General features: G+C 70.9%; 18 protein-coding genes. 14 read left to right on the plus strand and 4 right to left on the minus strand.

What is annotated here, in order from left to right; all coding sequences use genetic code 11:
• Nucleotides 1-139: 139 nt before the first annotated feature.
• A complete protein-coding gene (locus F8271_RS02270; protein ID WP_151487924.1) occupies nt 140-679 on the plus strand; it encodes an adenylate kinase in 540 nt (179 codons plus the stop codon).
• 184 nt (nt 680-863) lie between these two features.
• Here the strand turns inward: F8271_RS02270 and F8271_RS32130 are convergent, their stop codons facing one another.
• The 4 genes from F8271_RS32130 to F8271_RS02295 form a co-directional block, all read right to left on the minus strand.
• Complete coding sequence (locus tag F8271_RS32130) at nt 864-2,015, minus strand: ice-binding family protein (RefSeq protein ID WP_192580109.1); 1,152 nt, start codon at nt 2,013-2,015, stop codon at nt 864-866.
• 300 nt (nt 2,016-2,315) lie between these two features.
• Nucleotides 2,316-3,110 carry a class I SAM-dependent methyltransferase gene (locus tag F8271_RS02285; RefSeq protein ID WP_225854117.1) on the minus strand — a complete coding sequence of 265 codons (795 nt, stop codon included), beginning with the start codon at nt 3,108-3,110 and terminating at the stop codon, nt 2,316-2,318.
• Between the two features lie 61 nt (nt 3,111-3,171).
• Nucleotides 3,172-5,406, minus strand: a complete 2,235-nt coding sequence (locus F8271_RS02290) for a hypothetical protein (RefSeq protein ID WP_225854118.1) — start codon at nt 5,404-5,406, stop codon at nt 3,172-3,174.
• Nucleotides 5,407-5,541: 135 nt separating this feature from the next.
• Nucleotides 5,542-6,468: an AraC family transcriptional regulator gene (locus F8271_RS02295; RefSeq protein WP_151487926.1), complete on the minus strand. Its 927-nt coding sequence runs from the start codon at nt 6,466-6,468 to the stop codon at nt 5,542-5,544.
• A gap of 83 nt (nt 6,469-6,551) precedes the next feature.
• On the opposite strand from F8271_RS02295, the gene F8271_RS02300 reads away from it, so the two are divergent.
• The 13 genes from F8271_RS02300 to araA all read left to right on the plus strand — a co-directional run bounded on the left by F8271_RS02300 (nt 6,552) and on the right by araA (nt 21,504).
• Nucleotides 6,552-7,511, plus strand: a complete 960-nt coding sequence (locus tag F8271_RS02300; RefSeq protein WP_151487927.1) for an SDR family NAD(P)-dependent oxidoreductase — start codon at nt 6,552-6,554, stop codon at nt 7,509-7,511.
• A 112-nt stretch (nt 7,512-7,623) separates the two neighbouring features.
• Nucleotides 7,624-8,838 (plus strand): aromatic acid exporter family protein, encoded by a 1,215-nt coding sequence (locus tag F8271_RS02305; RefSeq protein ID WP_151487928.1) that lies wholly within the window; start codon nt 7,624-7,626, stop codon nt 8,836-8,838.
• A gap of 76 nt (nt 8,839-8,914) precedes the next feature.
• Nucleotides 8,915-9,442: a hypothetical protein gene (locus tag F8271_RS02310; RefSeq protein ID WP_151487929.1), complete on the plus strand. Its 528-nt coding sequence runs from the start codon at nt 8,915-8,917 to the stop codon at nt 9,440-9,442.
• A gap of 71 nt (nt 9,443-9,513) precedes the next feature.
• The gene (locus F8271_RS02315) at nt 9,514-10,356 is read left to right on the plus strand and encodes a DUF4097 family beta strand repeat-containing protein (protein WP_151487930.1); all 843 of its coding nucleotides are present in this window, start codon (nt 9,514-9,516) and stop codon (nt 10,354-10,356) included.
• Nucleotides 10,357-10,393: 37 nt separating this feature from the next.
• On the plus strand, nt 10,394-11,350 hold the full coding sequence (locus F8271_RS02320) for an ATP-binding cassette domain-containing protein (RefSeq protein WP_151487931.1): 957 nt from the start codon (nt 10,394-10,396) through the stop codon (nt 11,348-11,350).
• A complete protein-coding gene (locus F8271_RS02325) occupies nt 11,347-12,132 on the plus strand; it encodes an ABC transporter permease (RefSeq protein ID WP_151487932.1) in 786 nt (261 codons plus the stop codon). Before F8271_RS02320 ends, F8271_RS02325 begins: the two co-directional genes overlap by 4 nt.
• A gap of 573 nt (nt 12,133-12,705) precedes the next feature.
• Nucleotides 12,706-14,388 (plus strand): ribulokinase, encoded by a 1,683-nt coding sequence (gene araB / locus F8271_RS02330; RefSeq protein WP_151487933.1) that lies wholly within the window; start codon nt 12,706-12,708, stop codon nt 14,386-14,388.
• Nucleotides 14,385-15,077 carry an L-ribulose-5-phosphate 4-epimerase gene (locus F8271_RS02335; protein ID WP_192580110.1) on the plus strand — a complete coding sequence of 231 codons (693 nt, stop codon included), beginning with the start codon at nt 14,385-14,387 and terminating at the stop codon, nt 15,075-15,077. Before araB ends, F8271_RS02335 begins: the two co-directional genes overlap by 4 nt.
• A gap of 127 nt (nt 15,078-15,204) precedes the next feature.
• Nucleotides 15,205-16,194, plus strand: a complete 990-nt coding sequence (locus F8271_RS02340; protein ID WP_151487934.1) for an ABC transporter substrate-binding protein — start codon at nt 15,205-15,207, stop codon at nt 16,192-16,194.
• A 186-nt stretch (nt 16,195-16,380) separates the two neighbouring features.
• Complete coding sequence (locus F8271_RS02345) at nt 16,381-17,922, plus strand: sugar ABC transporter ATP-binding protein (RefSeq protein ID WP_151487935.1); 1,542 nt, start codon at nt 16,381-16,383, stop codon at nt 17,920-17,922.
• The gene (locus tag F8271_RS02350) at nt 17,919-18,989 is read left to right on the plus strand and encodes an ABC transporter permease (protein WP_151487936.1); all 1,071 of its coding nucleotides are present in this window, start codon (nt 17,919-17,921) and stop codon (nt 18,987-18,989) included. The genes F8271_RS02345 and F8271_RS02350 overlap by 4 nt, the downstream gene beginning before the upstream one ends.
• Nucleotides 18,986-19,975 (plus strand): galactofuranose ABC transporter, permease protein YjfF, encoded by a 990-nt coding sequence (gene yjfF, locus F8271_RS02355; protein WP_151487937.1) that lies wholly within the window; start codon nt 18,986-18,988, stop codon nt 19,973-19,975. Before F8271_RS02350 ends, yjfF begins: the two co-directional genes overlap by 4 nt.
• 26 nt (nt 19,976-20,001) lie before the next feature.
• The gene (gene araA / locus F8271_RS02360) at nt 20,002-21,504 is read left to right on the plus strand and encodes an L-arabinose isomerase (RefSeq protein WP_151487938.1); all 1,503 of its coding nucleotides are present in this window, start codon (nt 20,002-20,004) and stop codon (nt 21,502-21,504) included.
• Nucleotides 21,505-21,698: the final 194 nt, after the last annotated feature.

Below are 21,698 nucleotides of genomic sequence, written 5' to 3' on the forward strand. Positions count from 1 at the left end.
GACGGACGACGGCACGGCCCCGGGGAAACGTCACCGGGGCGTGGAGCGAGGGGTGGTCCGTCAGTACGTCATGGCTGGCACTCTCGCGGAGCCCGCCGCGCGCGGCAACCGGGTTTCCCTCGCCACGTACGCTGCCGCGGTGAGCGCACCCCGACGCATCCTGGTCTACGGGGTGTACGGCACCGGCAAGTCCACCCTCGCGGCACGCCTGGCCGAACACCTCGCGGTGCCCTGGTATCCGGTGGACGACCTGCTGTGGCAGCCGGGCTGGATCGAGGTGCCGGTCGCGCAGCAGCGCAGCCGGATCGAGGAGGTCTGCCGACGGGACCGCTGGATCATCGACGGGGCGTACCACGGGTGGCGGGACGTGCCCCTGGCCCACGCCGACCTGGTGATCGGCCTCGACTATCCGCGGTGGCGCTCGTTCTGGCAGTTGCTGCGCCGCACCATGCGCCGTCTGCGTACGCGCGAGGTGATCTGCAACGGCAACCGCGAGTCGCTGGGCAGCGTGCTGTCCCCCGACTCGATCCTGGTCTGGCACGTCACCGCGTTCGGCCGGGCCCGACGACGGATGCGCGCCTGGCAGGCTGACCCGTCCGGGCCGCCGGTGCTGCTGTTCAGCAAACCAGCAGCCCTCAACGACTGGATGACCACACTGCCCCGACGTAACCCCCCATAAGACCCCCGCGCCCGGACCTCCCCATACCGCGATTGTCCACTTTCTGTCCCGACGCAAGGGGCATTCCACCCATGTTGACAACCGAAAGTGCAAGATCGGCGCGATCTATGGCTGGGCACACGCCGGGACGCGAACACGGTCCTGGGCGGCCCGGCCGGTGGGTTACCGGCCGGGCCGCCGGTGGTCAGGACTCCTGGCGTCGGCGCCGGGCGAGGAGGAACGCGAGCCCGCCGAGGGCGACCATGGTCGTTCCCGCGCCGGTCAAGGCCTTCAGGCGGCCGTCACCGGTCACCGGCAGGATGGGAGCTTCCCCGCCGGGGCTGCCGGGTGCTCCAAGCGCTCCGGGGCTGCCGGGTGCTCCAGGGCTGCCGGGTGCTCCGGGCGCTCCGGGGCTGCCGGGTGCTCCGGGCGCTCCAGGGCTCCCGGGCGCTCCGGGTGCTCCGGGTGCTCCGGGCGCTCCAGGCGCTCCGGGGCTGCCGGGTGCTCCGGGGCTGCCGGGCGCTCCGGGTGCTCCAGGGCTGCCGGGTGCTCCAGGGCTGCCGGGCGCTCCGGGTGCTCCAGGGCTGCCGGGTGCTCCGGGGCTGCCGGGTGCTCCGGGGCTGCCGGGTGCTCCGGGGCTGCCGGGTGGACCGGACGGTCCGGGTGGACCGGTGGGCCCGGGGGGACCGGTCGGTCCGGCGCAGGTCGGCGCGGAGATGACGTTGGTGTCGAGGGTGACGGCGGCCGTTCGCGCCAGCGCGCGTCCCTGAAGCGTCGCGCCGGTGGCCATGGTGATCGCGGCCTGAGCCATGATCGTGCCGACGAAGGTCGTGCCCGTGCCGATCGTCGCCGAGCTGCCGATCTTCCAGAACACATTGCAGGCCGACGCGCCGTTGATGAGGACCACGCTGCTGTTCGACGCCGTCGTCAACGAGGAGTCGACCTGGAAGATGAACACGGCGGCCGGGTCGCCCTGGCCGTTGAGTGTCAACGCCCCGGTGAGCTGTGCGGCCCCGATCCGGTAGACACCCGGATTGAGGGTGTTGCCGCCGAGTTCCGCCGGGATGTTGGTGAACGGCGTCCGGCCGGCGGCGTCGTTGAAGGCGATGGTCAGGTCGCTCTGAGCCTGAAGGGCGACCGCGTCACCGAGGTGAACCTCGCCGCCGATGGTCGCCGTGCCGAAGCCCGAAGCGGTGTTTCCGGGGAACCTCCCGAGGCTCTGCGCCAGGAAGCTCGGGCCGGTGTTGGTCGGTTCGGCCCCGGCGAGGACGGAGAAGTCGGCTGCCGTCCCCAGGTTCACCGGCGCATCTGCCGCGCTGGCCGGGGTCGAGTTGAGCAGTAACAGGCTCGCTGCCATGGCGGCGGCCGCGGACGCCGCGAGCGCGGGTAGGAGCCTTCGCCGAAGGCGATGACTGGTTTTCGCTGTCACAGAACACCCTCCGTGGGTACAACTCGCAGGAGGCGTCTCAGGAGCCGCATCCTGCGTTGAGCGGCATAGATGGCAAGTAAGTGCGCTGACCACCACACCACGTCAGAGGGTCTTATACCATCAAAACGGGACAATACAGAGGACCGACGACGGCATTCATGGTGTCCGGAGTGCACGGTGTCGAGAAACTCACTCGCGTCCGCCCGTTGTGGACGCCGGCGGTCGTCTTCAGCGCGGGCGCACCGGCACGGGTCGGACCGCGCGTCCGAGTGCGCAGGGTGAGGACGGGCTGTTGCTGCCGGCCGGGAAACGGAACCGACGCAGATCCTCGATGACGAACTCCTGCGCCCTGATGGCGGCGACGGTGTCACGGTTGGTGTGGCAGCCGGCGAACAGGCTCGGCCACACCGTCGCGTCCACCAGCCGCTGGACCCGCCGCAGACGGTCGGGCTCCTCGGCGGCGACGTGCTCGAAGAACCGCAGCTGACCACCGGGGCGCAGCACCCGACCGACCTCGGCGAGCGCGGCCGCCTGATCGGGCACGGTGCACAACACCAACGCGACCACGGCCGCGTCGAACTCGGCGTCCCGGGCGGGCAGGGCCTGGGCCAGGCCGTCGACGACCGTGACCGGTACGGGTGCCGTCGGTGCCGCCCGGAGGGCCGCGGCGCGCAGGCGTGGTTCCGGTTCGACCGCCACAACCTCGGTCACGGCCGGCGGATAGTGGGAGAACATTCGGCCGTTGCCCGCACCGACCTCGATCACCCGGCGCCGGACAGCCCGGCGACCAGGTCCCGTCGGAACTCCGCCGTCCCGGCGCGGTCCATGGCGACGCTGAGCCGCTCGTAGACCCGGGCGAACACCGGGTGGGAGACCGCGGCCACGTCGACCTCCAGAGTTGGCGGGTGGCACCGTTCTTCGTCGATTGTCGCGCATCCGCGCATCCGCTCGCCGGTGCCGACGCCCGGTACTTCGGTGCCAAGCTGGGGGAGCGCTCGCTCGTCCCCGCGACGGCGCCCGCATCGCCGGTACACGGCTGGACGACTGGCGTGCCCGCTCGGCCGGCGGGAGGTGACCCGGCCCGTTACGGCGGCGGGTCGATCCGCCCGCCGAGGCGCCGCACCAACTCCCGCACCGCCTCGGTGAACGGCTCGTCGGACTCGCCGGGCCAGTGCCCCTCGATCGGTGGCGGGACGCTGTCGCTGGGTGGCGTCACCACGTCGCGCGGGTCGCGCTGGCGGCGATCCACCGAGGTGGCCGGGTCACCCGTGGTGGCCGGTGCCGACGACCGGTGGCCGGAGAAGATCCAGCCGCCTACCGGGTCCGTGTCGCGCCACAGGTTCACCCAGCGCCAGCCGACGCGGTGGCCGATCTCGCGCAGCGCGGCGTCGTTGACGTAGGCGGGGAAGAGTCGCGCGTAGAGCCGTCGCAGCGGCGACCCGTGGGTGAGCAGGGCGACCCGGCCGCCGATGTGCGGTGGCAACTGGAGCACCGTCGCGGCGAGCAGCACCGACCCGTGGCTGTGCCCGGTGAGCAGCACCGCGTCGCCGCGTCCGACGAGGTACGTGATGCGCCGGGTCAGTTCCGGCACGGCGCGTTCGGAATAGCAGGGGGGCGCGAACGGGTGGGCGGCCCGGGGCCAGAAGGTGCCGAGGTCCCAGAGCACGCCGACGTGCCGGCGGAACGGAACGCTCCGGTAGGCGAAGACGCCGCCGACGACCAGGCCGAGGATGATCGCCGCGATCACCCAACTGCCGAACGCGATGCCGAAGGTGACCGCGCCGGCCGGCAGACCGGCGAACCGCTCGACGATGTCGCTCGGAAAGTGCCCGAGCAGGCCGACGGTGGTGGTGGCCGTGCCCAGCCCGGCGAGGCAGCCGTAGACGACGGCCAGTGGCACCAGCTTCTCGGTGAACCGGGCGCGGGCTATCGCGTCGCGGACCTGCCGAAGTCGGGGTCCGGCCTCCGCCGGCGGGTGCGGATGGTCGTGCGCGACGATGGCCGCCGCGGCGTGCTGCCGGCCGCGTCGGGAGATGAGGGCGATCAGGCCCGCGACGATCACCGTGAGCAGCGCCGCGCGCAGAAAACCGAAGATCGCCCAGGTGTACGCGCGGGGCGGGCCGGTGGCGATGCCCTGCCCGGTCGGCGCGTCCCGGTCGAGGAAGTCCGCCGCCCGGTAGACCAGCTCGGCGGCGTACGCCACCGCCAGACTGATCCCGGTGGCCGCGATCACGAGGGCGCCCAACCCGAACATCGGGGTGACGCCTCGCCGCCGGTCGCGGCGCCACAGCAACACCACGCCGAGGGCGGCGAGCAGCGTCGTCTGGGCGACGAACAGTCCGGCCAGGGTCGCGTCGTAGCCGGGAAGGCCACGGCGCTCGCTCCACGGTTGCGGGCTGGCCAGCACGTGGACCACCACGACGACGGTCAGGATGACCGCGATGCTCCGCAGCGCGGACGTGATCGCGTCGAGCCGGCGGTCGGCGGCGCCCCGGTCGATCAGCGGCGGTGTGCAGAGCAGGCCCACGCAGGCGGCCAGGACCACGGCGGTGACCACGGTCAGCGCGATCGTGGTGGCTGTGGCGCCGATGTCGGCCCGGGCGAGGAGCAGGGTGAGGTCCAGTGTCGCGAACGCGGCCGCGACGTGGATCGAGCGCAGCCGGCCGACCAGCGGCTCGGCGTCCCACTGACCGACCGCGGCGAGTGGATGCGCGGAGCCCTCCGTCTCGGGGGCGCGAAACGCGTCGAACGCCCTCCCCGGTCGGTTGCTGAACCGCCAGACCAGGCCGATGGCGGCGACCGGGACGAGCGCGAGCACCGCCAGCCGCACGCCCACCGGTTGCCCGCCCAACCAGGACAACCAGGAGCGTCCGGTCATGCAGCGGGCCGAGCCGGTGCACTTCCAACCGAGCAGATCCAGGGCGACGCCGGCGATGGCGAGCACGTACAGCGCGGTGAGGGTGAGCGCCAGCACCCGGCACAGGGACCTGACCATGGCCTCCGAGCCGGGGTGCGCCGGACGCATCCAGATCGCGACGTTGACCAGCATGAACGGCAGCAGGAAGACCAACGCCACGGTACGAGCCACGGTCCCGGACGGCAGGTCGCCCCAGCGGTACGCCTCCAGCGTCACTCCGTGCACCGCGCTGGTGTCCGTACGCTGGGGTCGTTGCCGGTAGAAGCCTCCGCTGCGGTCGCCCGCGACCTGCGCGATCTGCCGCAGGTCGAGTACCTGGTCGGGGCTCGCGCCGGAGACCCCGTGCACCCGCAACTCCACGACGTCGGGCACGTCCGGACCGGGGACGGCCGGCCCGCTCAACTGCGCTGATCCATCCGACATCCCCCCGACGCGTCTCGGCCAGCCTCCGGCGGCTCCTCCCGCCGAGGCCGGTCCCGCCGACCCCGCGTTCTACCGACCCGAGCGGCCCCAATCGCCGCCCGGCGCAACGGTCGACTAGCCGGGCTGGGCGGCGGCGCGGACCAACTGTCGGTAGGTGCGCGGTGAGACCCCGGTGGTGCGCTTGAAGGCGACGCTGAGCGCGCTCTCCGAGCCGTAGCCGACGGCCTGGGCGATGCTGGCCACCGTGTCGGATCCGCGCCGGATGCGGTCGGCGGCCAACTCGATCCGCCAGTTCGTGAGGTACTCCAGTGGGCCGACACCGACCACCCGCTTGAAGCGGGCGGCCAACGTCGACCGGGAGACGGTGGCGGCGCGGGCGAGGTCGTCCACGGTCCACGGTTGTGCGGGCCGGGCGTGCAGCGCCCGCAGCGCCGGGGCGACCACCGGGTCGGCGAGGCCGGCCAGCCAGCCGGTGGTGGCCCCAGGGTCGCGGGCCAGGTGCAACCGGAGGACCCGGATGAGCAGGACGAGCGCGAGATGCTCGGCGACGAGCCTCGACCCGAGCTGTGTCCGCTGCAACTCGGCGTCGATCTCGGTGAGGGCCCACCGGACGGCACCGGCCTCCGGGGTGTCGGCGGGTACGTGGATGACCGGCGGGAGGCTGTCGAGCAGAAGGCTGCGGGCCCGGTCGCCCAGGGTGAACGCGCCGCCGACGAGGAAGACGTCGTCCCCGTCGCCGACCTGCGCCACGCCGTCGACGGCGGTGGCGAAGATCGGGTGCGCCGGCTCGACCGGCACGTCGGCGTCGCTGAAGAGTGTGTAGGCCACCGGCCGGGTCAGCAGGAAACAGTCGCCCTCGTCGAGGCGGATCGGGTCGGGTTCGCCGTCGACCCGCAGGAAGCATCGGCCGCGCCGGACGGCGTTGAACTTGGCCCCGGCCGGCGGCTCGAACGCGACGGCCCAGCGTCCGCCGGCGACCAGGCCGGCGGAGACGCGACTCGTCGCGCCGAGCAGAGCCAGCACGTCCTCAAGCGGATCCACCCCACACCCCCTGGACGCTTACTAAAGTATGACGGAGTTCAGACTGTAGGCGGTCCAGCGGGTTCGTTCGTAGCCTGGCTGACATGACAGCGAACCAACGTCTCACCACCCCGTTCACCGCACGCACCACCGCCGCCGAAATCCTGCGCGGGGTTGACCTGAGTGGGCGCCGGATGATCGTCACCGGGGGTGCCTCCGGTATCGGCGTCGAGACGGTGCGCGCCCTGGCCGGTGCCGGCGCCGAGGTCACCGTCGCCACCCGTGATCCCCGGCGCGCCGAGGCGCTCGTCGCGGAGTTCGCCGGCCGTGGCGTGGTCCGGTCGGCCGCGCTCGACCTCTCCGACCTGGAGTCGGTCGACGCGTTCGTCGACGGGTGGCAGGGCCCGCTCGACGCCCTGGTCGCCAACGCCGGGATCATGGCGATCCCCACCCGCCAGCTCACCGCGCAGGGTTGGGAACTCCAGCTCGCGACCAACTACCTCGGTCACTTCGCGCTCGCCCTGGGGCTGCACGACAGCCTGCGGGAGGCGCGGGCCGGACGGGTCGTGGTGGTCAGCTCCGGCGCCCACCTGGCCGCGCCGTTCGACTTCGACGACCCGCAGTTCGAGCGGCGTGCGTACGACCCGTGGTCGGCCTACGGCCAGTCGAAGACCGCGGAGGCCCTGCTCGCGGTCGGCATCACCAGTCGGTGGGCGCAGGACGGGATCGCCGCCAACGCCCTCAACCCCGGCTACATCTTCACCAACCTCCAGCGCCACATCGACGACGACACGATGCGGGCCATGGGTGCCATGGACGAGGCGGGCAACCTCATCGAGGCGGACTACTACAAGACGCCGGCCCAGGGCGCGTCGACGACCGTGCTGCTGGCCGGCTCGCCCCTGCTCGACGGTGTCAGCGGACGGTACTTCAACGACAACCAGGAGGCCGAGATCGTGCCCGGCGGCCCCGACGCCACCGGCGGTGTGGCCGCCCACGCGCTGGACCCGGCCGCCGCCGACCGGCTCTGGACGTACGCCGAGAAGGCGGTGGTTACGCGCTGAGCGCGGCGCGACGACGTCCCGCGCCGCCCGGCCGCTCCGGCGGGGACGCGCGCCGACAGGATTGATCTGGTCCCGGCGGGGTTGATCTGGTCACGGCCGGGTAGGTGCCGCCATGGTCGCTGCCGATCGGCCCGCCGCGGGCGGGGGCACGCCGAGCCGGGACGACACCAGTGCGCGTGTGGGACCGTCGGCGACCGTCGTCCGCCTCCGTGACCGCTCGGTCGAGGCGCTGCGGGACCGGTCGCGTCGGGTGCGTGCCATCGGCGGGCTCGCCGTGCAGGCCGGACTGGCCGCGGCGCTGTCCTGGCTGGTGGCGCACCAGCTGCTGCAGATCTCGCAGCCGGTGTTCGCGCCGATCTCGGCGGTGTCGACGCTCGCCGCGTCGGTCGGTCAACGGCTGCGCCGCACCGTCGAGCTGATCATCGGTGTCGCCGTCGGGGTGCTGATCGGTGACCTGCTGATCCTGGTGATCGGCACCGGATGGTGGCAGCTCGGCCTGATGGTCGTGCTGGCCATCATGGTGGCGTTGTTCCTCGTGGGCAGTGCGGCGGTGGTGATCCAGGCTGGTGCCACGGCGGTGCTCATCGCCACGCTCAGCCCGTCGGTGCGTGACCTGGAGTTCCCCCGGTTCGTGGACGCCCTCATCGGAGGGGCGGTGGCGCTGCTGGTGACGGCCGTGCTGCTGCCGTTGAACCCGTTGCGGGTGCTCAACCGGGCGGCGCGGCCGGCGCTGGATCTGCTCGCCGCCCAGCTCGACGCCACCGTGCACGCCCTGCGCGAGGGTGATGTGGCCCGTGCGCGTGCCGCGCTGATCGAGCTGCGGCGGAACAGCGACGAGGTGAACGCTCTGATCGAGGCGACGAAGGGTGCTCGGGAGGCCAGCACCCTGTCACCGGTCAACTGGCATCACCGGCACGGGCCGGTGGGCCGGTACGCACACGTGGCGGAGCCGATCGACCGGTCGATGCGGAACAGCGGGACGTTGATCCGCCGGGCGGTGACGCTGCTCGAGGACCGGGAGCAGGTCCCGGAGTCGATGCCGAGGGCGGTCGCCGAGTTGGCCGAGACGGTCCGGCTGCTCAAGCGGCAGTTCGCCGCCGGGGAGGAGCCGCTCCGGGCGCGGGAGCAGGCCTTGCGGGCGGTCTGCGCGGCCGGTGACGCGTACCGGGAGGGCGTCGGGTTCTCCGGTGCCGTCGTGATCGCGCAGGTCCGGACGACCGCCAGCGACCTGATGGTGGGCACGGGGTTGACCCAGGAGACCGCGAACCGCCTGGTCCGGCGCGCGTTCGGCGAGCTGCGACCTCCTGGCGCCGCCCGGCTTCGGTGACAGGTGGTGGCACTCGGTGGCACCAGGTTGAGCCAGCCTGTTGCGCCCTGAGCCAAAGTGGTGCCATGATGGTGCCATGGAGCTGAGGTCGTATGTCGAGAACCTGCGTGACGAGTTCGCCGTGGCGGCGGAGGGCGTCGACCCGGAGGCACGGGAGTTGGCCGAGAGGCTCTTCACCCAGTTGGAGGCGGCGACCCGCCTCACGCTGCTCGAGGCGCTCTCCGACGCGGCCGACGAGATCACCCGTGAGCTTGCTCCGGGCGCCGTGCACGTCCGGCTGCGCGGACGCGAGCCGGACTTCGTGGTGACGCCGGCCAACCCGCCGACGGAGGGGCCGGGGGAGGCCAGCGAGCCGGCCCCGATGCCGGCGCCGCTGCTCCCACCCGAGGGTGACGACGGCGGCACGTCCCGGATCAACCTGCGCCTGCCCGACCATCTGAAGGCCAGCGTCGACGAGGCGGCCAGCCGGGCCGGGCTGTCCGTCAACGCCTGGCTGGTGCGAGCCGTCGCCGGCGCCGTCGGAGCGGGCGGCCCGGACCGTCAACCACCCCGCCGGGTGGAGCCGCCACGGTCCGGCCAGCACTTCACCGGCTGGGCGCGCTGACCCGTACCCCTTTCCCTTCACCCGCCGCCCACCAGCGGCGACGTCCACCGACCACCTTTCGGGAGACCACCATGCCTGTTTTCGACACGCCAGAGCCGATTTCCGTCCAGATCGAGATGCCCGTCGGGGACGCGTGGATCGCCGCGACCGACCGCACCGACACGGTGGTGCGGGTGCGCCCCCGGGATCCGTCGAGCAAGGCCGACGTCGGCGCTGCCGAGCAGACGACCGTCGAGTACGCCGCCGGCAAACTGCTGATCAGGGTGCCGAAGAGTTGGCGTCGCTACGGCTTCGGCGCCGGGCCGTCGGTCGACGTCCTGATCGAGGTGCCCAGCGGGTCACGGCTGCACGCCGAGGCGTCGTGGGCCGCGTTCCGCTGCGAGGGCCGGCTCGGCGAGTGCCGCATCAAGACCGGCAGTGGGATCCGGCTCGACGAGACCGGGCCGCTCGACATCGACAGCAGCCACGGCGAGATCGCGGTGGAACGCGTCGCCGGTTCCGCCCGGGTGAAGGCGTCCTCCGGCAAGGTGCGCATCGGTGCCGTCGACGGCACCGCCGAGATCAAGAACTCCTCGGGTGACTGCTGGATCGGCCAGAGCGGCGGGGACGTGCGGATCAACACCGCCTACGGCGACATCACCGTCGACGCACCGATGACCTCGGTGAACGCCCGCACCGCCTACGGCAACGTCCGGCTGGGTCAGGTCGTGCGGGGGTCGATCGAGTTGCAGACCTCGTACGGCGCGATCGAGGTCGGCGTCCGGCGCGGCACCGCGGCCTGGCTCGACGTCAGCTCCCGGCACGGCCGGGTGCACAACGCGCTCGAGACCACCGACAGCCCGGCGCAGACCGACGAGACGGTCGAGGTCCGGGCGAACACCTCCTACGGCGACATCATGATCCGCCGCGCCTGATCCGCAGTCCCTCCGCTCGTCCACGAATCGAGGAATCATGGCCCGACCCCTACGACCCGCGATCACCGCGAGCGGGCTGCGAAAGTCCTACGGCGACAAGGTGGTGCTCGACGGCATCGACCTGGAGATCGCCGAGGGAACGATATTCGCGCTGCTCGGCCCCAACGGCGCCGGCAAGACCACCATCGTGCGGATCCTGTCCACCCTGATCAACGCCGACGGCGGCGAGGCCCGCATCGCCGCTCACGACCTGAGCCGGGAGGCCGACGCGGTACGCGCCCTGATCGGCGTCACCGGCCAGTTCTCCGCCGTCGACAACCTGCTCACCGGGCGGGAGAATCTGCGCCTCATGGCCGACCTGTGTCACCTGGACCGGGCGGCCGGACGGCGGCGCACCGACGACCTGCTCACCCAGTTCGACCTCGTGGAGGTGGCGGGCAAGCCGGTGTCGACGTACTCCGGTGGCATGCGTCGACGGCTCGACCTCGCGATGACGCTGGTCGGCGAACCCCGCGTCATCTTCCTCGACGAGCCGACCACCGGCCTCGACCCGCGCAGCCGCCGCGCCATGTGGCAGATCATCCGCGACCTCGTCGCCGGCGGTGTCACCATCCTGCTCACGACCCAGTACCTGGAGGAGGCCGACCAGCTCGCCGATCGGGTCGCGTTCCTCGACCACGGCCGGCTCATCGCCGAGGGCACCCCGCGTGAGCTCAAGCGGCTCATCCCCGGCGGCCACGTCGTGCTCCAGTTCGCCGACCAGGCGGGGCTCGACGCCGCGGCGCGCGCCCTCACCGCGTCCACCCGCGACGACGCGGCGCTCACCCTCCAGGTGCCGAGCGACGGTGGGGTCGGGTCGCTGCGATCCCTGCTCGACCAGCTCGACCGTGCCTCGATCAGCGTCGCCGGCCTCGCCGTGCACACCCCCGACCTCGACGACGTCTTCCTCACCCTGACCGGCCAACCCGACCACGAAAGGGCCATGGCGCGATGAGCACCCTCACCCTCGCCGTCCGCGACTCGAGCACGATGCTGCGGCGCAACCTCCTGCACATGCGGCGGTACCCGTCGTTGACGCTCATGCTCGTCGGTCTCCCGGTCATCCTGCTGCTGCTGTTCGTCTACGTCTTCGGTGGAACGCTCGGCGCGGGCCTCGGGCCGACCGGTGACCGCGCCGACTACGCCAACTACGTCACCCCCGGTATCCTGCTCATCACGGTGGTCAGCGCGGCGCAGGGCACCGCCATCTCGGTCGCCATGGACATGACCGAGGGGATCATCGCTCGTTTCCGTACCATGGCGATCTTCCGGCCCTCGGTCCTCACCGCCCACGTGCTGGGCAGTGTGATCCAGACGGTGCTCAGTCTCGCGGCCGTCACCGGCGTGGCACTGCTGGTCGGGTTCCGCCCCACCGCCAACCCGGTCGAGTGGCTCGCCGTGTTCGGCGTCCTCGCCATGATCACTCTCGCGGTCACCTGGTTGGCCGTCGCCCTCGGCCTGGTGAGCGACAGTGTCGAGACGGCGAGCAACCTGCCGATGCCGCTGGTGCTCCTGCCGTTCCTCGGCAGCGGGTTCGTCCCCACCGACTCCATGCCGACGCCGGTGCGGTGGTTCGCCGACTACCAGCCGTTCACACCCGTCATGGAGACCCTTCGCGGCCTGTTGTTCGGCACCGGGATCGGCTCCAACGCGATCCTCGCGGTCGCCTGGTGCGCCGTCATCACCGTGGCCTGCTTCCTCTGGGCCAAGGCCCAGTACAACCGCTCCCGGGCCTGATCCGCGCCACGCCCTCGCGGGCGATCCCACCCGACGACAGCCCGGCCCCGGTGGGCCGGGCTGTCGCCCTGTCCGTCGACGTGGAGTCGCCGCACCCCCGGAAGACGGCGCCGAGATACTCGAAACGTCGAATGTTATCGATAACACACTGTGCGCGTCGAGCGGCGTGCCGCGCGCATCGTCGCCCGGGGCGCTCGACCGTGGGGCCGGCGGCGACCGAGGGCCATGACGTCGATCTGATCAGGGGGCCGTGCCGCCCGGCGATGTTATCGCTGACATCGCCGCTGGACGTCGATCGATCGTGAGTGGAGCGTCGGCTCGCAGCCGTCCGGAGGCCCGGATCTGTCGCCCTGCCTGCCGGGAGGTCTCGGGCCGGCCGTCGGCCGTGTGGGGATCTTGTCGGTCGGCGGATCGGCGCTCGGCTCCGAGGATTGCGGCTTTTGCACCGGTCCGATATCAACGCGCCCGAGTCGGTCCTGCTTTGGCGTTCCGTTACGTAGCTGTTGCGGGCAGATGTCTTGACGAGTCTGGATGTGAGCGTTAACACTATCCCCGTTAACGGTGGAGGTGAACATGAACCGTGTGGACGGAGCTGGCGACCGCTACGTCGTCGGTGTCGACTACGGCACCCTGTCCGGACGAGCTCTGGTGGTCCGTGTCGGTGATGGTGCCGAGTTGGGGACCGCGGTGCACGAGTACGGCGACGCAGTCATCAGCACGGCGCTCCCGGGAGGTCGACAACTACCCCCGGACTGGGCCCTGCAGAACCCGGAGGACTACCGCGACGTGCTGCGGTACGCCGTCCCGGCGGCGGTGTCCGCCGCGGGGGTGGACCCCGCCGCGGTGGTCGGCATCGGCATCGACTTCACCGCCTGCACGGTGCTGCCGACACTCGCCGACGGCACCCCGCTGTGCGAGACCGCCGAGCTGCGCGACCGGCCGCACGCCTGGGTGAAGCTGTGGAAGCACCACGCCGCGCAGCCGCACGCCGACCGGATCAACGCGCTCGCCCACGAGCGGGCCGAGCCGTGGATCGGCCGGTACGGCGGCAAGATCTCCGCCGAGTGGCAGTACGCCAAGGGCCTGCAGATGCTGGAGGAGGATCCGGAGGTCTACCACCGGGCCGAGCGCTTCGTCGAGGCGGCCGACTGGATCGTGTGGCAGCTCTGCGGCGCCGAGACCCGTAACGTCTGCACGGCCGGCTACAAGGGCATCCTGCAGGACGGCCACTATCCCTCCGAGGGCTTCCTCACGGCGCTCAACCCGGACTTCGGCGACTTCGTGTCCAAGCTGGACGGCCCGTTGCTACCTCTCGGTGCCCGAGCCGGCGCGCTCACCGCCCAGGCGGCCGCGTGGACCGGCCTGCCGGAGGGGATCGCGGTGGCCGTCGGCAACGTCGACGCGCACGTCACCGCCGCGTCCGCGCAGGCCGTTCAACCCGGCCGACTCGTCGCCATCATGGGCACCTCGACCTGTCACGTGGTCAACGGCACCGATCTCGCCGAGGTGGCCGGGATGTGCGGGGTTGTCGACGGCGGCATCAGCCCGGGCGCGTGGGGTTACGAGGCCGGGCAGAGCGGCGTCGGCGACATCTTCGGCTGGTTCGTCGAGCAGGCGGCCCCGGCCGGTGTCGCCTCGCACGAACGCCTCACCGAGCTGGCCGCCGACCAACCGGTCGGCGCGCACGGCCTGATCGCGCTGGACTGGTGGAACGGCAACCGTTCCCTGCTGGTCAACCACGACCTCAGCGGAATGATCGTCGGAATGACCCTGGCCACCCGGCCGCAGGACATCTACCGGGCGCTGCTGGAGTCCACCGCGTACGGCACTCGGATGATCATCGAGGCGTTCGTCGACGCCGGCGTCCCCGTGAACGACCTGGTGATCGCCGGCGGCCTCACCAACAACGCGCTGCTGATGCAGATCTACGCCGACGTGACCAGGCGGCCGCTGAACATCATCGGCTCCGCGCAGGGGCCGGCGCTGGGCTCGGCGATCCACGCGGCCGTCGCCGCCGGCGAGTACCCCTCGATCCACGAGGCGTCGCAGGCGATGGGTCGGGTGCACGAGGCCGTCTACCGGCCGGATCCCGACCGGGCGCGTGCCTACGACGCCCTGTACGCGGAGTACCGGACGCTGCACGACCACTTCGGACGCGGCGGCAACGACGTCATGCTCCGTCTCCGGGCGATCCGTAACGCGGCGGTCGAGACCGCCGCCACCAGGCACGAGACCGCGCTGGAGGTCGTCGCGTGAACACCGAGGTGACCCGACAGATCCGCGAGCTGCGCGAGACCGTGGCACGCCTGCACGCCGAGCTGACCCGCTACAGCCTGGTCGCCTGGACGTCCGGCAACGTCTCCGCGCGGGTTCCCGGCCAGGACCTCATGGTGATCAAGCCGAGCGGTGTCAGCTATGACGACCTCACGGCGGCCACCATGGTGGTGTGCGACCTCGACGGCGTCCTCGTCGAGGGGGACTTCGCCCCGTCCAGCGACACCGCGGCCCACGCCTACGTCTACCGGGCCATGCCGGAGGTCGGCGGCGTCGTCCACACGCACAGCTCGTACGCCACCGCCTGGGCGGCGTGCGGGGAGTCGATTCCCTGCCACCTCACGGCACAGGCCGACGAGTTCGGTGGGGAGATCCCGATCGGCCCGTTCGCCCTGATCGGCGGCGACGACATCGGCAAGGGCATCGTCGCCACGCTCGCCGGGCACCGCTCGCCCGCGGTGCTGATGCGTAACCACGGTGTCTTCACCATCGGCCGGGACGCCCGCGCCGCGGTCAAGGCCGCGGTCATGTGCGAGGACGTGGCCCGTACCGCGCACCTGGCCCGTGCCCTCGGGCAGCCCGTCGAGATGGCGCAGGCCGACATCGACGCCCTCTACCACCGCTACCAGAACGTCTACGGCCAACAACCAGTCGCACCGGCGGGTTCCTGACGTCCATCGGACACCCGGAACCGGTCGGTCTGCACCACCGACGCACCAGCACGCACCACCCGCGTACGCCGCATGCGCACCTCGGCGGTTGGCGCGGTCACCCACCACACCCAGCCAAGGAGAACTGATGAGAAAGATGCGAACGCAGCGCGCTGTCGCGATCCTCGCCAGCGTGTTGCTCGTCGGCGGCGTGGCGGCCTGCGGCAACAGCGACACCGGCGGCGGGTCCAAGGACGACGGCAAGATCACGATGGGCTTCTCCCAGGTCGGTGCGGAGAGCGGGTGGCGTACCGCGAACACCACCTCGATCAAGGAGTCGGCCGCCGCCGCGGGGATCGAGCTGAAGTTCGACGACGCGCAGCAGAAGCAGGAAAACCAGATCAAGGCGATCCGCAACTACATCCAGCAGAAGGTCGACGTGATCGCCTTCTCGCCGGTCGTGGAGTCCGGCTGGGACACCGTGCTCAAGGAGGCCAAGGACGCCGGCATCCCGGTCATCCTGACCGACCGCTCGGTCGACTCGGCCGACAAGACCCTCTACAAGACGTTCCTCGGCTCGGACTTCGTCAAGGAGGGCCGGCTCGCCGGTGAGTGGCTGGTCGAGCAGAAGAAGACCGCCTCGGGCCCGGTGAACATCGTGGAGCTGCAGGGCAACACCGGCGCGGCGCCGGCGAACGACCGCAAGAAGGGCTTCGGCGAGGCGATCGCCGTCAACCCGAACCTGAAGATCATCGCTTCCCAACCGGGTGACTTCACCCGGGCGGGTGGCAAGCAGGTCATGGAGCAGTTCCTCAAGGCGAACCCGAAGATCGACGTGCTGTTCGCGCACAACGACGACATGGGTCTCGGCGCGCTCGAGGCGATCACCGCCGCCGGCAAGGTGCCGGGCAAGGACATCACCATCATCACGGTCGACGCGGTCAAGGACGGTATGCAGGCCCTCGCCGACGGCAAGTTCAACTTCATCGCGGAGTGCAGCCCGCTGCTCGGCCCGCAGCTGATGGACCTCGCCAAGAAGGTCAAGGCCGGCGAGGAGGTGCCTGCTCGGATCGAGACCGAGGAGACCACCTTCACCCAGGAGCAGGCCAAGGAAGCGCTGCCCACCCGTAAGTACTGATCGACGCCGGGGTCGCCGCGCACGCGTGGCGGCCCCGCCGCGTCGTCGCCCTTGCCCACAACGGACCGGGCATGGCCGCGACCATCCCCGTACCCGCCCGCCCGGACGATCCGCTGGGACGACCGGGCGGGCGCACGGGAGCGCAGCGGCCCTTCCGTGTCGACAACCCAGAAGAGGTCTGATGGGATGACGGATAGCCGTCCGGTCCTGACGATGACCGGGATCAGCAAGTCCTTCCCCGGGGTGCGTGCACTCCACGACGTCAACTTCCGGCTCTTCCCCGGCGAGGTGCACGCCCTGATGGGCGAGAACGGCGCCGGCAAGTCGACCCTCATCAAGGTGCTGACCGGCGTCTACGACACCGACGAGGGCACGATCACCCTCGACGGCGAGCCGGTGTCGTTCAGCGGGCCGATGCGGGCGACCGCCGCCGGGGTGAGCACGGTCTTCCAGGAGGTCAACCTCTGCACCAACCTCTCGGTGGCGGAGAACATCTTCATCGGCCGCGAACCCCGGGTCTTCGGCGCCGTCCGCTGGGGTGAGGTTCGCCGTCGGGCCCGCGCCCTGCTGGCCCGCCTCGACCTCGACCTCGACGTCAGCGCGCCGCTCGGCTCCTACTCTCTGGCGATCCAGCAGATGGTCGCGATCGCCCGCGCGATCGACATCCAGGCCCGGGTGCTGATCCTCGACGAGCCGACGTCCAGCCTCGACGCCGGCGAGGTGGCGCAGCTCTTCCGCATCATGCGGCAGCTGCGCGACGAGGGTATCGCCATCCTGTTCGTGACCCACTTCCTCGACCAGGTCTACGAGATCGCCGACCGGATCACCGTGTTGCGCAACGGCGGCCTCGTCGGCGAGTACCTGACCACCGAGCTGCCCCAACTCTCCCTGGTCGAGAAGATGATCGGCAAGGAACTCGACGTCCTGGAGGGCATCGAGGAGCACTCCCGCCGGGATCTGGCCGCGCTGGAGGAGGGCACCCCCCTGGTGGCGGTGTCGAACGTCGGTCGGGCCGGTGCGGTCGAGCCGTTCAGCCTCACCATCCACGCCGGCGAGGTGGTGGGCCTGGCCGGCCTGCTGGGCTCGGGGCGTACCGAGGTCGCGCGGCTGCTGTTCGGCGCGGACCGGACCGACGGCGGTCAGGTCGCGGTGGACGGTACGGCGAGCAGTCTGCGTACCCCCGCCCAGGCCATCGACCACGGCGTCGGCTTCTGTTCGGAGAACCGCCGCGCGGAGGGCATCGTCGCCGACCTGTCGGTCCGGGAGAACATGATCCTCGCCATGCAGGCGGCCCGCGGCTGGCTGCGGCCCATCCCGCGCCGCCGCCAGGACGAGCTGGTCGACAAGTACGTCAAGGCACTCAACATCCGGCCCGCGGACCCGGAGGTGCCGGTACGCAACCTCTCCGGCGGCAACCAGCAGAAGGTGCTCCTGGCCCGCTGGCTGATCACCGAGCCGCGACTGTTGATCCTCGACGAACCGACCCGGGGCATCGACATCGGCGCGAAGACCGAGATCCAGAAGCTCGTGACCCAGTTGTCCGACGGCGGCATGGCGGTGCTGTTCATCTCCGCCGAGCTGGAGGAGGTGCTGCGGCTCAGCCACAAGGTGGCCGTCATGCGGGACCGGCAGATGGTCGCGCAGCTCGCCAACGACGACAGCCTCGACGCCGACCGCATCATGCAGACCATCGCCAGTGGGTCCCACCGGGAGGAGGCAGACCGATGAACGCCACCATGGGCCGCTACCGGGCGGTGACCGGTCACCGGCTGTTCTGGCCCGCGGCCGTGCTGGTTGTCATGCTCGCCGCGAACACGATCTACCGGCCCGGATTCCTGTCGATCGAACTCAAGGACGGGCACCTGTACGGCTCGCCGATCGACATCCTGCGGCTGAGCGCGCCGCTGATCCTCGTCGCGCTGGGCATGACCCTGGTCATCTCGACCGGCGGCATCGACCTGTCGGTCGGCTCGGTGTGCGCGATCAGTGGTGCGATCGCCTGCATGTACATCAGCAAGCAGTCCGACCAGAACAGCCTCGCCGTGGTGCTGACCGCCCTCGCGATGGCGTTGGGGGTCGCGCTGGTGCTCGGCGCGTGGAACGGGGTGCTGGTGGCCGTGATCGGGATCCAACCGATCATCGCCACCCTGATCCTGATGGTGGCCGGCCGGGGCCTCGCCCAGCTGATCACCCAGGGCCAGATCATCACCATCAACTCGGAGCCGTTTCGGGCGATCGGGCTGGGTCACCTGTTGACCCTGCCACTGGCCATCTTCATCGCCCTCGCCGCGGCCCTGCTGGTCGCCGCGTTCACCCGCCGTACCGCGCTCGGGATGATCGTCGAATCGGTGGGCGGTAACGCCGAGGCGAGCCGGCTGGCCGGCATCCGCTCCGGCCGGGTCATCTTCCTGGCGTACGTGCTCAGCGCCGCGTGCGCCGCGATCGCGGGCTTCATGATGACGGCCAACGTGTCCAGTGCCGACGGGAACGCCGTCGGCCTCTGGGTGGAGCTGGACGCCATCCTCGCGGTCGTCATCGGCGGCACGTCCCTCGCGGGCGGCCGGTTCTTCCTCAGCGGCACGATCATCGGCGCGCTGATCATCCAGACCCTGACCACCACGGTGTACGCCATGGACATCTCACCGCAGACCTCGCTGCTGTTCAAAGCGGTCGTCGTCATCGCCGTCTGCCTCATCCAGGCGCCGGCCTTCCGGGCCCGGTTCGTCCGCCGTCGGCGCAACGTCGCGACGCCCAACGCCATCGCCGACAAGCCGAAGGAGCAGGTGCCGGCATGACCACTGGATCGCTCACCGCTGGTCGTGCCCGGTTCCGGCTGCCGAGACGGCAGATACCGGTCCTGGCCACGCTCGCCCTGCTGCTGGTCATGTACGGCATCGGTGTGTCGCAGTACACGGCGTTCTCCAACGTGCAGGTCATCTTCAACGTCTTCATCGACAACGGGTTCCTGCTCGTGGTCGCGATCGGGATGACCTTCGTGATCCTGACCGGCGGCATCGACCTGTCGGTCGGGTCGGTCGTCGCCATGACGGCGATGGTGTCGGCCTGGCTGCTCCAGGAGGGTCTGCCGGCGGCACTGGTGCTCGTCATCGCCCTGCTCATCGGTCCGACGCTCGGCCTGCTGATGGGCTGCGCCATCCATTTCTTCGAGATCCAGCCGTTCATCGTGACGCTCGCCGGGATGTTCTTCGCCCGCGGGATGTGCACGTTCATCTCCGGCTCGTCCATCCCGATCACCGACGGGTTCTGGACCAGGATGTCGCAGGAGCGGATCGGCGACCCGCGGGGCAACTTCGTCTCGATCAGCGTCCTGATCGCCTTCGTCGTGGTCCTCGTCGCCGCGTACACGCTGGCCTACACCCGGCTGGGGCGCAACGTGTACGCGATCGGCGGCAACCCCCAGTCGGCCCTGCTGATGGGCCTGCCGGTGGGGCGTACCCGGATCGCCGTCTACACGATCAGCGGTCTGTGTTCCGCGATCGGCGGGATCCTGCTGTCCTTCTACACCCTGTCCGGCGCGCCCCTGATCGCCGTCGGCATGGAGTTGGACGTCATCGCCGCCGTCGTCATCGGAGGCACCGTGCTCACCGGCGGCTCGGGTTACGTCTTCGGCACGGTGCTCGGCGTCCTGGTCCTGGGCGTGATCCAAACGCTCATCACCTTCGACGGGAGTCTCAACTCCTGGTGGACCAAGATCGTGATCGGCGGCCTGCTCTTCGCGTTCATCCTCCTCCAACGCCTCATCGGAATCCGTTACAAGTGACCGCCCCTCTCGCGGAAGGCAACCCCATGGCACCACACATCGAACCCGAGATCTGGTTCCTCACCGGCAGCCAAGGCATGTACGGCGAGGAGACGCTCCGGCAGGTCGCCGAGCAGTCCCGCCAGATCGCGGCCGCGCTCGACGACTCGCCGCAGATACCCGCCCGCGTGGTCTGGAAGCCCGTCCTGACCAACAGTGGTGAGATCCTGCAGGTCTGCCGGGACGCCGCCGCCCAGGGCGCTGTCGGGGTCATCGCGTGGATGCACACCTTCTCCCCGGCGAAGATGTGGATCGCCGGTCTGGACGCGCTGCAGACGCCGCTGCTGCACCTGCACACCCAGGCCAATGTCCTGTTGCCGTGGAACGACATCGACATGGACTTCATGAACCTGAACCAGGCCGCGCACGGCGACCGCGAGTTCGGGTACATCCAGACCCGTCTCGGTGTCGCCCGCAAGACGGTGGCCGGGCACGTCAGCGACCCGCGGGTCAGCGCCCGGGTCGGTGCGTGGGCCCGCGCCGCGCTCGGCTGGTCGGCGATGCGGTCGTTGCGCCTGGCCCGCTTCGGCGACAACATGCGCGACGTGGCGGTGACCGAGGGCGACAAGGTCGAGGCGGAGCTGCGCTTCGGCGTCTCGGTCAACACCTACGGCGTCAACGACCTGGTCGAGGTGGTCGGCGAGGTCACCGACGCGCAGGTGGACGAGCTCGTCAAGGAGTACGAGGACACCTACCGCGTCGTGCCGGAGCTGCTCTCCTCGGGTGAGCGGCACGACTCCCTGCGCTACGCGGCGCGCCTGGAACTCGGCATGCGCGCCTTCCTGGACGCGGGCGGCTTCCGGGCCTTCACCACGAACTTCGAGGACCTCGGTGGTCTGCGTCAGCTGCCGGGCATCGCCGTGCAGCGGCTGATGGCCGACGGCTACGGCTTCGGTGGTGAGGGCGACTGGAAGACGTCTGTGCTGGTCCGGACCCTCAAGGCGATGTCGGTGGGGGTAGAGGGCGGCACGTCGTTCATGGAGGACTACACCTACGACCTCACCCCGGGCGAGGAACTGGTGCTCGGTGCCCACATGCTGGAGGTCTGTCCGACCATCGCGTCCGGCGTGCCGAACGTGGAGATTCATCCGCTGAGCATCGGCGGGCGGGAGGACCCGGTCCGGCTCGTCTTCGACGCCGCGCCCGGTCCGGCGGTGGTGCTGGGGCTGGCCGACATGGGGGAGCGTTTCCGGCTCGTGGCCAACGAGATCGACGTGGTCGCTCCGCCCCAGCCGCTGCGCCGGCTGCCGGTGGCCCGCGCCGTCTGGCGGCCGCGACCCGACCTGCCGGGCTCGGCCGAGGCGTGGATCACCGCTGGCGCACCGCATCACACCGTGCTGTCCCAGGCGGTGGGTGTGGAGGAGTTGCACGACCTGGCCGAGATGAGCCGGACCGAACTCGTCGTCATCGACGCCGACACGCAGCCCCGCCGCTTCGCCGACGAGATCCGCTGGAACCAGGCCTACTACCGGTTGGCCCGCGGTTTCTGAGGGCGCGGCTGGCGCACCGGCCTGACCGACTCCGGCGCGCTGGCCCCGGGGGGTCCGTCTGCCCTGGACGCCCTGGCATCCGGACAGCCGAGTCGCCCCGTGTGAGTCCCCGCCTCCAGTTGCAGCGAAGCGTCCGCCCCCGGTTCGGGGGCGGGCGCTTCGCGCTTGTCGCGGTCGCCGGTGTCTCGTGATCG

The organism is Micromonospora sp. ALFpr18c (genome assembly GCF_008868155.1).
Lineage (GTDB): Bacteria > Actinomycetota > Actinomycetes > Mycobacteriales > Micromonosporaceae > Micromonospora.

Coding starts and splice junctions, on each gene's coding strand:
- F8271_RS32130 (WP_192580109.1), bottom strand. CDS start 2,015: ATGGCAGCGAGCCTGTTACTGCTCAACTCGACCCCGGCCAGCGCGGCA.
- F8271_RS02285 (WP_225854117.1), bottom strand. CDS start 3,110: ATGCGGGCGCCGTCGCGGGGACGAGCGAGCGCTCCCCCAGCTTGGCAC.
- F8271_RS02300 (WP_151487927.1), top strand. CDS start 6,552: ATGACAGCGAACCAACGTCTCACCACCCCGTTCACCGCACGCACCACC.
- F8271_RS02305 (WP_151487928.1), top strand. CDS start 7,624: ATGGTCGCTGCCGATCGGCCCGCCGCGGGCGGGGGCACGCCGAGCCGG.
- F8271_RS02310 (WP_151487929.1), top strand. CDS start 8,915: ATGGAGCTGAGGTCGTATGTCGAGAACCTGCGTGACGAGTTCGCCGTG.
- F8271_RS02315 (WP_151487930.1), top strand. CDS start 9,514: ATGCCTGTTTTCGACACGCCAGAGCCGATTTCCGTCCAGATCGAGATG.
- F8271_RS02320 (WP_151487931.1), top strand. CDS start 10,394: ATGGCCCGACCCCTACGACCCGCGATCACCGCGAGCGGGCTGCGAAAG.
- F8271_RS02325 (WP_151487932.1), top strand. CDS start 11,347: ATGAGCACCCTCACCCTCGCCGTCCGCGACTCGAGCACGATGCTGCGG.
- araB (WP_151487933.1), top strand. CDS start 12,706: ATGAACCGTGTGGACGGAGCTGGCGACCGCTACGTCGTCGGTGTCGAC.
- F8271_RS02340 (WP_151487934.1), top strand. CDS start 15,205: ATGAGAAAGATGCGAACGCAGCGCGCTGTCGCGATCCTCGCCAGCGTG.
- F8271_RS02345 (WP_151487935.1), top strand. CDS start 16,381: ATGACGGATAGCCGTCCGGTCCTGACGATGACCGGGATCAGCAAGTCC.
- F8271_RS02350 (WP_151487936.1), top strand. CDS start 17,919: ATGAACGCCACCATGGGCCGCTACCGGGCGGTGACCGGTCACCGGCTG.
- yjfF (WP_151487937.1), top strand. CDS start 18,986: ATGACCACTGGATCGCTCACCGCTGGTCGTGCCCGGTTCCGGCTGCCG.
- araA (WP_151487938.1), top strand. CDS start 20,002: ATGGCACCACACATCGAACCCGAGATCTGGTTCCTCACCGGCAGCCAA.